Origin of the sequence: Corynebacterium sp. (genome assembly GCF_022712275.1) — a bacterium.
Classification (GTDB): Bacteria; Actinomycetota; Actinomycetes; order Mycobacteriales; family Mycobacteriaceae; genus Corynebacterium.
Window position 1 is genome coordinate 34552 of sequence record NZ_JALAGU010000031.1, and the last position, 10972, is coordinate 45523.

The window sequence follows — 10972 nt, forward strand, 5'->3', positions numbered from 1 at the left end:
AGCCTCAGATCGTCGCCGCGTCGATGACGAAGCGGTAGCGCACGTCAGAGCGGACCGCCCGGTCGTAGGCCTCGTTGACGTCTGCGGCGTCGATGAGTTCGATCTCGGCTGTCACCCCGTGGTCCGCACAGAAGTCGAGCATGTCCTGGGTCTCGGCGATGCCGCCGACCAGTGAACCCGCCAGGGACCGCCGCTGACCGGTGAGCATACGCACCGGGACGTTCAGCGGCTGCTCCGGCAGCCCGATCTGCACCATCACGCCGTCGAAGGCCAGCGTGGCCATGTAGGACGCCGTGTCCAGGTCCACGCTCACCGTGTTGAGGATGAGATCGAAGCGGCGGGAGCAGGACTCCGCGAAACTGCCGTCAGCGGTCGAGACAAGGTCCACGGCACCGAATCCGAGCGCCTCCTCCCGCTTGGTCTCCGAGTGGGAGAGCACCGTGACCTCCGCACCCATCGCCACCGCGATCTTCACGGCGACATGCCCCACCCCGCCCATCCCGAGGACTGCGACGCGGCGTCCGGGGCCGGCGCCCCAGTGCTTGAGCGGGGCATAGGCTGTGATCCCGGCGCAGAGCAGGGGAGCGGCCGCCGCCGGATCGAGCGAGTCCGGCACCCGCAGGACAAAAGTGTCCCGGGTGACGATCTCGGTGGCGTAGCCGCCCTGCGTCACCTCTCCGTCGGTGTACCGGTTCTCACTGGCGTAGGTCATCACCGTGCCGTTCTCGCAGTAGCCCTCCTCGTCGGCCAGACAGGCGTCACAGTGACCGCAGGAGTCAGAGAAGCACCCCACCCCGACCCGGTCACCGACCGAGAAGCGGGAGACCTCTGAGCCGATTCCGACGACGGTTCCGACGATCTCGTGGCCGGGCACCAGGGGCAGGGGTCTGGGGCCGAAGTCACCCCGGACATTGTGGATGTCGGAGTGGCAGATGCCGGAGTAGTCGACGCGGATCCGGACGTCGTCGTCACGCAGGGGCCGCCGGGTGATCTGCAGGCGTTCCAGGGGAGCACCGAGGGAGGTGACTCCCCAGGCGTCCACCGTGCGGGTGGTGTTGTCGTCGGTACGGTCTGCGGCTGTGGTCATGTGTCGCGTCCTTTCCGTGAAAGCGGGCACCCCCGCCCTGGCCGGAGCCGGAAGCGGGGGTGGGCAGTGACTGCAGGAATGGTGTCTAGCAGTTGAAGTACATCTCGAACTCCTGCGGGGTCGGGCGCAGGCGGACGGGGGCGATCTCGTTGTCGTACTTGTAGGAGATGTAGGTGTCGAGCAGGTCGTCGGTGAAGACGCCGCCCTCGGTGAGGAACTCGTTGTCCTCCTCCAGAGCCTTCAGCGCGGCCTCGAGGGAGGTCGGCGCGGTCGGGATGGACGCGGCTTCCTCCGGCGGGAGCTCGTAGAGGTCCTTGTCGACCGGGGCGTGCGGCTCGATGCGGTTCTTGATGCCGTCGAGGCCGGCGAGCATCATGGCGGCCATACCGAAGTAGGGGTTACCCGACGGGTCCGGAGCGCGGAACTCGAGGCGCTTGGCCTTCGGGTTGGAGCCGGTGATCGGGATACGCACGGCCGCGGAGCGGTTGCGCTGCGAGTAGACCAGGTTGATCGGGGCCTCGAAGCCCGGGACCAGACGGTGGTAGGAGTTCAGCGTCGGGTTGGTGAAGGCCAGGACCGAACCGGCGTGGTGCAGGATGCCGCCGATGTAGTAGCGGGCCAGGTCGGACAGGCCGGCGTAGCCGTTCTCGTCGAAGAACAGCGGCTTGCCGTCCTTCCACAGGGACTGGTGGGCGTGCATTCCTGAGCCGTTGTCACCGGCGAGCGGCTTCGGCATGAAGGTGGCGGACTTGCCGAACTGGCCGGCGGTGCCTTTGATGATGTACTTGAAGGACTGCAGGTCATCTGCAGCGTGCAGCAGGGTGTTGAACTTGTAGTTGATCTCCTGCTGTCCACCGGTGCCGACCTCGTGGTGGAAGCGCTCGAGCTCGTACTCGGCGGCGATGAGGTTCTTCACCATCGCATCGCGGACCTCACCGGTCTGGTCGATCGGCGGGACCGGGAAGTAACCGCCCTTGACGGGGGTCTTGTGGCCGAGGTTCGGGGTGCCGTCGAGGTTGGTGTCCTTACCCCGGTTCCACCATCCCTCGTCCGAATCAACCTCGTAGAAGGAGTTGTTGATGTCGGTGGAGTACTTCACCTTGTCGAAGAGGTAGAACTCCGCCTCCAGGCCGAAGTTACAGGTGTCGGCGATGCCGGTGGACGCGAGGTACTCCTCTGCCTTGCGGGCGACATTGCGCGGATCGCGGGAGAAAGGCTCGCGGGTGAAGGGGTCATGGACGAAGAACTTGATGTTCAGGGTCTTCGTCTTCCGGAACGGATCGACCTTCGCGGTCGCCAGGTCCGGGAGAAGGTTCATGTCGGACTCATCGATGGTGGTGAACCCGCGGACGGAGGAACCGTCGAAGGCCAGACCGTCGGTGACAGCGTCCTCGTCGAACGCGGCGGCGGGGATGGTGAAGTGCTGTTCCACACCCGGGACGTCGGTGAACCGGACGTCAACGAACTCGATGTCCTCGTCCTTGATGAACTTCGTGACCTCTTCGGCCGTCTTGAATGCCACAGTGGGACTCCTTGCAGTCATGGTCGGCACAGCCTCGGTTTCGCGCGGCGGTCCGCCGCGGTGGCTGAGTCTGGGAACAAGCTTATGTTCGGGATGTTGCCCGGTCGTCAATCCAGTGTTACCGACATGTAACACTCGCCGCGACCCCTTGGGAGGGTCTGCACCAAGCCTACGGTACGGGTTGGGCCACCGCTACGCCGCCCCGGTAGGCTGGCACCCATGGCAAAGCGGCAGAGCAAGGGCAGTAACACGGGTGGGAAGAGCGGTGGGAAAAAGACCACCCAGGGGAGGACCTCCAAGGAGTACCAGCAGAAGCAGCGTCGCGAGCGGAGAACCGAGCGCGCCGCCCAGCCGGTGTGGCTTGAAGGCCCTCAGGTTCCGGGCCAGTACGAGGACCCGACAGACCTCAGCCCGTACCCCGGCAAGCTCCTGGGCCTGCCTAAAGACGGTCCCGGGTCCGTCGCCCCGCTGTTCCCCCGTCTCATCGCGCTGCTCATTGACTGGCTCATCTGCTGGGGTATCGCCGCACTGATCTGCACCATGACTGATGCTCTCGGTGGCGTGTCGACGGTGACGATGATGGTGTGGATCCTGTGGCGCGTCATCACCGTCTGGCTCTTCGCCCAGTCCCCGGGCCACGCGATCATGGGCATCGGTGTCGCCCGTGTCGATGACACCGAGAAGCGGGTCGGCCTGCTCCGGTCGATCTTCCGGACGATCCTCACCGTGTTCCTCTTCCCGCCGATCATCCAGGACACTGACAGCCGCGGTATGCACGACCGCGCGACCGGCACCGCGGTGATCCGCACACGCTAGGGGAGACACCGTCGGCACAGAAAAAGCACAGAGAAACCGCCGTTCCCTCAATGAGGGGAGCGGCGGTTTCTCTGTGCTTTTTCTGTGCTTCAGTGTCAGCGGCGGGATCAGCCCCGCTTGTTGCGCTCCGAAGCGCGACGGGCACGACGGTTCATGCCGGACATGTTCGCCTGACGCGGCATCGGGCCCTTCGGCAGTGACGCCTCACGGGAGTTGAGCCGGGAGATGGACTCGATGCGGCTGTTGAGCGCGTCCACCTCGTTCTTCTTGACGTTGCGGGGCAGCTTCATCAACGCGGACTGGATCTTGCGGACCTCCACCTCGCCTTCACCGTCGCCGATGTACATGTCGTAGATCGGGGTGTTGCCGAGGATGCGGGCCAGACGGCGACGCTCCTGCGCCATCAGCGGCTTGAGGCGGGACCGGTTGCCCTCACCGACCAGGACGACGCCGGGCGTGCCGACGACGCGGTGGACGGCGTCCATGTGCGTGTTGGACGCGACACCGGTCTCGGTGATCCACTTCATGCCCACGCCGGAACGCAGGTTGTCCAGGGCCCATGCTGCGGCACCGGGCTGCCCCTCGATCTGGTCGTACACACCGGACTGGAGACGGCGCGAGAAGATGATCATCGCGGCGACCGCGCCGATCAGCAGGCCGATGACGAGGTTGAACCACCATGCGCCGAACACCATGCTGAGCAGCAGCATGAGGGCCACCGGGACCAGAAGACCCAGCAGCATGTAGGGGACGAGTTTCTTGTCCCGCTTGCGCTGCAGCTGGAACGCCTGCCACATCTGGCCGCGGGTCTGCTTCCGCCGCGCCTTCTTGGCGGCCTTCTCAAGCCGCTTGTTTTCCTTCTCCCGGGGGTCTTTCGCCATGGGACCCAGTCTAGAGCATCACTGCCGTGCCGAGGTGACCGGAGTCTCCTTGGAGGCGCCGTACTTCTCCAGCAGCGTGCTCGCTTCCTGGCTCGTGGAGGACCCCAGGTTGTCACCGAGGTGTGCGAGGTTCTCCGGCAGTGCCTCACCGCGTGCGGCCTTCGCCTCGGCGTAGAGGCGACCGGAACGGTAGGAGGAACGCACCAGCGGACCGGACATCACGGCACCGAAACCGAGTTCCTTGGCGAACTCGGAGTGCTCCATGAACTCCTCCGGCTTCACCCACCGCTCGATGGGGTGGTGCATGTTCGTCGGACGTAGGTACTGCGTGATGGTGATGATGTCGCAGCCGGCGTCCTTCAGGTCGGTGAGGGAGGACTGCACCTCCTCGGCGGTTTCACCCATGCCGAGGATCAGGTTGGACTTGGTCACCAGACCGAAGTCACGGGCGGCACGGATGACCTCCAGCGAGCGGTCGTAGCGGAAGGCCGGACGGATGCGTTTGAAGATGCGCGGCACGGTCTCCAGGTTGTGCGCGAAGACCTCCGGACGCGCCTCGAAGACCTCGGCGAGCAGGTCGGGCTTCGCCGAGAAGTCGGGGGTGAGGTTCTCGACTCCGGTGTTCGGGTTGAGCTCGTGGACCTTGCGCACGATCTCTGCGTAGAGCCAGGCGCCCTCGTCGTCGAGGTCGTCGCGGGTCACGCCGGTGATGGTGGCGTAGCGCAGATCCATCTCGCGGATGTTCTCGGCGACTCGCCGCGGCTCGTCACGGTCGAGAGGGGAGGGCTTGCCGGACTTGATCTGGCAGAAGTCACACCGGCGGGAGCAGGTGTCGCCACCGATGAGGAAGGACGCCTCGCGGTCCTCCCAGCACTCGTGGATGTTGGGGCAGCCCGCCTCCTGACACACGGTGTGGAGTCCTGCGCCGGAGACCCGGTTCTTCATGTCCCGGTACTCCGGGCCCATTTTCGCGGTGGTCCGGATCCAGCGGGGCTTCTGCTCGATGGGGGTCTGCGCATTCTTTGCTTCGATGCGCAGAAGTCGTCGGCCGTCTGCAGCGATAGTCACAGGCCCCACCCTACGCTGCAGGTGTCGACACGTCGAAGTGGCTCACGGTGATCACAGTGCATCGGAGACGTCCTTCACCGGGCCGTGCGCGAGTTCCTCGGGTACATCGGTGTCCGTGGTCGGCAGGGTGCCGTCCAGGGCGTCGAGGAGGTGCCGGGTGAGCAGCGGGGTGGCGTCCGCCACGGTGATGTCGCGGCCCAGTTCGGCGCTGAGAGTGGTGACCCCGGTGTCCGGCAGACCACAGGGCACGATGTGGTTGTAGTAGTCCAGGGTGTTGTCGCAGTTCAGGGCGACGCCGTGCATGGTGACGCCGCGGGTGACGCGGATCCCGATGGCAGCCACCTTGCGGGCGGGGAGGAGCTGACCGTTGAGGATGCCGGCGGGGAGCCAGACCCCCGAGCGCCCCGCCACGCGCCCCACCGCATCGAGTCCGAGGTCGTGGCAGGTGGCGATGACCGCCTCCTCGATACGCCGGACGTAGTCGACGACGTCGATCGGGTCATCCAGTTTGATGATCGGGTAGGCGACGAGCTGGCCGGGGCCGTGCCAGGTGATCCGGCCGCCACGGTCGACGTCGACGACGGGCAGGCCGTTGGTCGGCAGGTCCTCCGGCTGGGTGCGCTTGCCGGCGGTGTATGTCGGCGGGTGCTGGAGCAGCAGGAGGGTGTCGGGGGTCTTGTCGGCGGCACGCCTGCCTGCCAGGTCGGCCTGGTGTCGCCAGGCCTCGAGATAGTCGACAGTGCGCAGGTCGACCACATCGACCGGGTCGGAGGTGTTGCGGATAGATCCGTGCTGGAAGCCCATGGATGCCGATCCTACCCCCGACAAGAGGAACCGCCCCGGCCCCTCCCGTTGACGGGGAGGATCCGGGGCGGTGGGCCACCGGTGACTTACCGGGCGAGAACGCCTAGAGGGCGAGGTCGCCGGTGAAGTCGTAGTTCTCCAGGCGGTCCTTGATGCTGGTCAGGAAGCGACCGGCATCGGCACCGTCGATGATCTGGTGGTCGTAGGTCATCGGGAGGAAGACCATCTGGCGGATGCTGATGGCGTCCTGTCCGTCCTCGGAGATGACCACCGGGCGCTTGACGATGGCACCGGTACCGAGCATCGCGGCCTGCGGCGGCACGAGGATCGGGGTGTCCGTCAGGGCGCCTTCGGAACCGATGTTGGTGATGGTGAAGGTGCCGCCCATGATGTCGTTCGGCTTGAGCTTCTTGTTCCGGGCACGGTCCGCGATGTCGACGATGGCCTTGGCAAGCTCCGGCAGGGACAGGTCCTGGGCGTTGTGGACGACCGGGGAGATGAGACCCTCCGGGGTGTCCACGGCGAAGCTCAGGTTGACCGAGTCGTGGTAGGTCATCTCCTGGGTTTCGGCGTTGTAGGACGCGTTGACGTTCGGGTGGGCCAGGAGGGCCTCGACGACAGCCTTGGCGAAGAAGGGCAGGTAGGTGAGGTTGACACCGTACTTGTCCTGGAACGCGGCCTTGGAGGACTTGCGCAGGTCGGCGACGCGGGTCATGTCGACCTCGTGGACCTGGGTGAGCTGCGCGGCACCGTGGAGGGACTCCAGGGTGGTCTTCGCGGTGATCGCACGGATCCGGTTCACTTTCGCGGTGGTACCACGCAGGGAGGCCTTGGCCGGATCGGAGCCCTTGAGCACGACGGCGGCCGGGGCTGCGTCGGTCTCGGTGGAGCGACCCTCAGCGGCGGCGAGGACATCCTGCTTGCGGATACGGCCGCCGACACCGGAACCGGTGACCGTCGACAGGTCCACGCCGTGCTTCTCGGCGAGCTTGCGCACCAGCGGAGTGACGTAGGGCAGGTTTCCGGCGGCGGGCTCAGACTTCGGCTCAGACTTCGGCTCGGGCTTCGGCTCGGCCTTGGGCTTCTCCTCCTTCGGCTCTTCCTTCGGCTCTTCCTTCGGCTCGGCCTTCTTCTCGGCCGGGGCTGCGGCGGCGGAGCCGTCGCCGATGCGGGCGATGACGGCGCCGACGTCGACGGTGTCGTCCTCGTCAGCGAGGATCTCGACTATGGTGCCGCCGACGGGGGAGGGGACCTCGGTGTCGACCTTGTCGGTGGAGACCTCGAGCAGCGGCTCGTCGACCTCGACGGTGTCGCCGACCTTCTTGAGCCAGTTGGTGACGGTGCCCTCGGTGACGGATTCACCGAGTTCCGGCATCTTCACGTCGGTGGCGTCGCCGGAAGCGGCCGGGGCAGGCTCCTCCGGCTCCTCAGCCTTCTCCTCGGTGGCGGGAGCCTCTTCCGTGGGCTCTTCGGCCGGGACTTCGGCTGCGGAAGATCCGGTGTCCCCGGCGCTCTCGCCCTCCTCGCCGATCACGGCGATGACGGCACCCACATCGACGGTGTCGTCCTCCTCCGCCTTGATCTCCAGCAGCACACCGGCGGCCGGGGAGGGGATCTCGGTGTCGACCTTGTCGGTGGAGACCTCGAGCAGCGGCTCATCCACGGCGACAGTGTCACCGACCTTCTTCAGCCACTGGGTCACAGTGCCTTCGGTCACGGACTCGCCCAGTTCGGGCATTTCGACGGAGTACGCCATGGTGTTGAAGCTCCTATAATGACGAAAAATAACAGATGTGGTCTCTGCCTGAATAGTACATAGGGTAGTCCGCCTCGGCCTGTTACGCCCGCAGGGGGTCGACCCAGGGGATCAGTCGGACGCCGCGACATCCTCGAGGAAAGCGATGAGGGTGCGGACCGGCGCCCCGGTACCCCTCTTCGGGGTGTATCCGTGGGCGCTGCCGGTGTTGTAGGCAGGCCCGGCGATATCCAGGTGCGCCCAGTCCAGTCCCTCGGGGATGACGTGGGCGAGATACTGGCCTGCCGCGGCCATCCCACCCCAGCGGGAAGTGCCGGTGTTCCTTACATCGGCGACGTCCGAGCGGATGTCCTCGGCGATCTCGGCGGGCAACGGCATCGGCCAGGCGTCCTCCCCGGTCTGCCGGCCGTGTGCGACGATGCGGTCGCGGAGCGACGGCGTCCCCATCACGGCGGTGATGCGGTCACCGAGGGTGGCGACCTGGGCACCGGTCAATGTCGCCGCCTCGACCAGCAGATCCGGGGCGTCCTCAGCGGCGCGGGCGAGGGCATCGGCGAGGATGAGCCGGCCCTCGGCGTCCGTGTTGAGGATCTCCGAGGTGCTGCCGCCGTAGTGCCGGATGATGTCGCCGGGACGCAGTGCGTCGCCGTCCGGCATGTTCTCCACCAGCGGGATCGTCGCGGTGACCTCCACCGGCAGTTCCAGCTCCGCGGCGGCGAGGACTGTCGCGACCATCGCCGCGGACCCGCCCATGTCGGAGATCATCGCGTCCATCCCGGGGGCCTTCTTCAGAGAGACACCGCCGGTGTCGAATGTCACACCCTTGCCGACCAGAGCCACGTGCGGGCGGTCCGTCACCTCGGGCCGGTAGTGCATACGCACCAGTCGGGGCGGGCGGGCGGAACCACGTCCCACCGCCAGGAGCCCACCGAAGCCCTGCTCGGCCAGATCATCCTCGTCGAGGCTCCCGACCTCCACGCCGGAGCGTCCTGCGAGATCGGCGATGATCTGTGCGTAGGTGTCCGGGGTGAGTTCTGAGGCGGGTGCATTGACCAGGTCACGGGCACAGGTCACCGCCTCAACGACCGTGCAGGCGTGGGCGAAGACCTCGGGGGTCTCCGGAGTGTCCGGTGCGATGACCGTCACCGCACGCAGATGGCCCTCGCCGGTGGGACGCCGCCGGCCGGAGTAGCGGTATCCGCCGAGGGCATGGCCTTCCACTGCGGCGGCGGTACAGTCACCGACACCGGTGAGATCGCCGAGCAGGCTGACGGCGGTGAGCCCGGCGTCCATGTTCTCGACGGCGAGGCTTTCCAGCGCCCGGGACGCCGCTCCTGCCGCCCGGCGCACCATCTCTGCGTCGGGTCGGTGGATTCCTTCATCTCTGTCTGCCGGTCCGAGGCCGACAGTGACCACCCGGGTCGCGGTGACGCCGTCGGGCACCGGCAGCAGCCCGGTCTCCCCGGCGGCACCGGCGACCCCGGTCTCCACGGCAGCCTTCCACAGCTCCACCTGGACTGCCTCCCCGAGCCGGTGGGCAACCGGAAGCTCAGGTCCGGACGCCCCGGCGATCACGGGCACGACCAGCACATCCGCCGGGGGAAGAGCGTTGTCGGTGCTCAGCTGGAGCGCCGGGACAGCGCCGTGGGTGATGGTGGGGGCAATCGACTGGATTCCGGATGTCATATGGCTTCTCCGCTGCTGGTCGGCGAGGGTGCGGGGGTGGTTCCGCCGCAGGTCCTTTCCGGGTCTAGGATACAGGGCATGGCAGCTTCCCCTGAGTTCACCCGCAACCTCACCACCACCCCGACTCCGGCGGAGAAGATCGAGCAGATCCTCGTCAACCCGGGCTTCGGCAACTACTTCACCGACCACATGGTCGTCATCGACTGGAACGAGGCCGAAGGCTGGCACGACGCCCGCGTCGTCCCCTACGGCCCGATCCGCATGGATCCGGCGTCCTCCGTCCTTCACTACGGGCAGGCCATCTTCGAAGGGCTGAAGGCCTACCGTCACGAGGACGGTTCCGTGGTCACCTTCCGCCCGGAGAAGAACGCCGCACGGTTCCAGGCCTCCGCCGAGCGACTGGCCATGCCGGAGCTCCCCGAGGACCTGTTCCTGGAGTCCCTGCGTCAGATCGTCCAGGTCGACGAGGCCTGGGTCCCTGCCGCCGGTGGTGAGGAGGCGCTGTACCTTCGTCCCTTCATGATCTCCCGTGAGGTCGGGCTGGGCGTGCACCCCGCCTCCAGCTACTCCTACTACGTCATCGCCTCGCCGGCCGGCGCCTACTTCAAGGGCGGCATTACGCCGGTCAGCGTGTGGCTGTCCACCGAGTACGTCCGCGCCGCCCCGGGCGGTACAGGTGCTGCGAAGTTCGCCGGCAACTACGCCGGTTCGCTCGCCGCTCAGGCCCATGCCGAGGAGCAGGGCTGCGACCAGGTCGTCTGGCTCGACGCCATCGAGCGCACCTACATCGAGGAGATGGGCGGCATGAACCTCGCGTTCATCTTCGGAACCGGTGACGACGCCGAGCTCGTCACTCCGGCACTGTCCGGTTCACTGCTCGCGGGTGTCACCCGTGACTCCCTGCTCACCGTGGCCGCCGACGAGGGGATCAAGGTCACCGAGAAGAAGTTCAGTGTCCAGGACTGGAAGGACGCCGCGGCATCCGGTGCGATGTCCGAGGCCTTCGCCTGCGGTACCGCTGCAGTGATCACCCCGGTCGGCACCGTCAAAGACAAGTCCGGTGAGTTCCAGGTCAACGGCGGGGTCTCCGGTGAGATCACCATGAAACTGCGTGAACACCTCACCGGCATCCAGCGCGGCACCGTCGAGGACGTGCACGGCTGGAATTACGACCTGATCCCGGCGAAGTAGCGGGAACCGGTCAGAAGTAGTCGGCGGCGATGCGCACCAGGGGAAGCGTCGCCAGGCCGGCACCGGTGTCGAGTCCGAGGTCGCGGTCGAACACCGGCGACAGGCGCAGGCGGTCGACGGTGAATCCGACCGTGGGGGAGACGGGGCGGTGGGGGCCCAGC

The 10972-nt window shown here is 66.8% G+C and carries 9 protein-coding genes; 2 read left to right on the plus strand and 7 right to left on the minus strand.

The genetic code is table 11. From position 1 onward, the window contains the following. Positions 1–4 precede the first annotated feature (4 nt). On the minus strand, positions 5–1087 hold the full coding sequence (locus tag Q0A27_RS06870) for an NAD(P)-dependent alcohol dehydrogenase (protein WP_291474318.1): 1083 nt from the start codon (positions 1085–1087) through the stop codon (positions 5–7). 85 nt (positions 1088–1172) lie between these two features. After that, positions 1173–2609, minus strand: coding sequence for a type I glutamate--ammonia ligase (gene glnA, locus Q0A27_RS06875; RefSeq protein ID WP_291474319.1), 1437 nt, complete (start codon positions 2607–2609; stop codon positions 1173–1175). A gap of 219 nt (positions 2610–2828) precedes the next feature. Between glnA and Q0A27_RS06880 the strand changes: the two genes are divergently transcribed. Then, entirely contained in the window at positions 2829–3425 is a 597-nt protein-coding gene (locus Q0A27_RS06880; RefSeq protein WP_291474320.1) for an RDD family protein, read from the plus strand. Between the two features lie 107 nt (positions 3426–3532). Here the strand turns inward: Q0A27_RS06880 and Q0A27_RS06885 are convergent, their stop codons facing one another. The 5 genes from Q0A27_RS06885 to Q0A27_RS06905 form a co-directional block, all read right to left on the minus strand. Further along, positions 3533–4306 (minus strand): DUF4191 domain-containing protein, encoded by a 774-nt coding sequence (locus Q0A27_RS06885; protein ID WP_291474321.1) that lies wholly within the window; start codon positions 4304–4306, stop codon positions 3533–3535. 18 nt (positions 4307–4324) lie between these two features. Next, a complete protein-coding gene (gene lipA, locus Q0A27_RS06890) occupies positions 4325–5374 on the minus strand; it encodes a lipoyl synthase (RefSeq protein ID WP_291474322.1) in 1050 nt (349 codons plus the stop codon). Positions 5375–5425: 51 nt separating this feature from the next. After that, complete coding sequence (lipB, locus tag Q0A27_RS06895; RefSeq protein ID WP_291474323.1) at positions 5426–6178, minus strand: lipoyl(octanoyl) transferase LipB; 753 nt, start codon at positions 6176–6178, stop codon at positions 5426–5428. 103 nt (positions 6179–6281) lie between these two features. Beyond that, on the minus strand, positions 6282–7934 hold the full coding sequence (gene sucB, locus Q0A27_RS06900; RefSeq protein ID WP_291474324.1) for a 2-oxoglutarate dehydrogenase, E2 component, dihydrolipoamide succinyltransferase: 1653 nt from the start codon (positions 7932–7934) through the stop codon (positions 6282–6284). A 111-nt stretch (positions 7935–8045) separates the two neighbouring features. Then, positions 8046–9620 (minus strand): leucyl aminopeptidase, encoded by a 1575-nt coding sequence (locus Q0A27_RS06905; RefSeq protein ID WP_291474325.1) that lies wholly within the window; start codon positions 9618–9620, stop codon positions 8046–8048. A gap of 78 nt (positions 9621–9698) precedes the next feature. Between Q0A27_RS06905 and Q0A27_RS06910 the strand changes: the two genes are divergently transcribed. Then, the gene (locus tag Q0A27_RS06910; RefSeq protein WP_291474326.1) at positions 9699–10811 is read left to right on the plus strand and encodes a branched-chain amino acid aminotransferase; all 1113 of its coding nucleotides are present in this window, start codon (positions 9699–9701) and stop codon (positions 10809–10811) included. The last annotated feature ends 161 nt before the right edge of the window (positions 10812–10972 follow it).

Bases quoted from the DNA above. Each gene is read 5' to 3' on its own strand.
- sucB (WP_291474324.1), bottom strand. From the start codon at position 7,934: ATGGCGTACTCCGTCGAAATGCCCGAACTGGGCGAGTCCGTGACCGAA.
- Q0A27_RS06910 (WP_291474326.1), top strand. From the start codon at position 9,699: ATGGCAGCTTCCCCTGAGTTCACCCGCAACCTCACCACCACCCCGACT.
- Q0A27_RS06905 (WP_291474325.1), bottom strand. From the start codon at position 9,620: ATGACATCCGGAATCCAGTCGATTGCCCCCACCATCACCCACGGCGCT.
- lipB (WP_291474323.1), bottom strand. From the start codon at position 6,178: ATGGGCTTCCAGCACGGATCTATCCGCAACACCTCCGACCCGGTCGAT.
- Q0A27_RS06870 (WP_291474318.1), bottom strand. From the start codon at position 1,087: ATGACCACAGCCGCAGACCGTACCGACGACAACACCACCCGCACGGTG.
- Q0A27_RS06880 (WP_291474320.1), top strand. From the start codon at position 2,829: ATGGCAAAGCGGCAGAGCAAGGGCAGTAACACGGGTGGGAAGAGCGGT.
- Q0A27_RS06885 (WP_291474321.1), bottom strand. From the start codon at position 4,306: ATGGCGAAAGACCCCCGGGAGAAGGAAAACAAGCGGCTTGAGAAGGCC.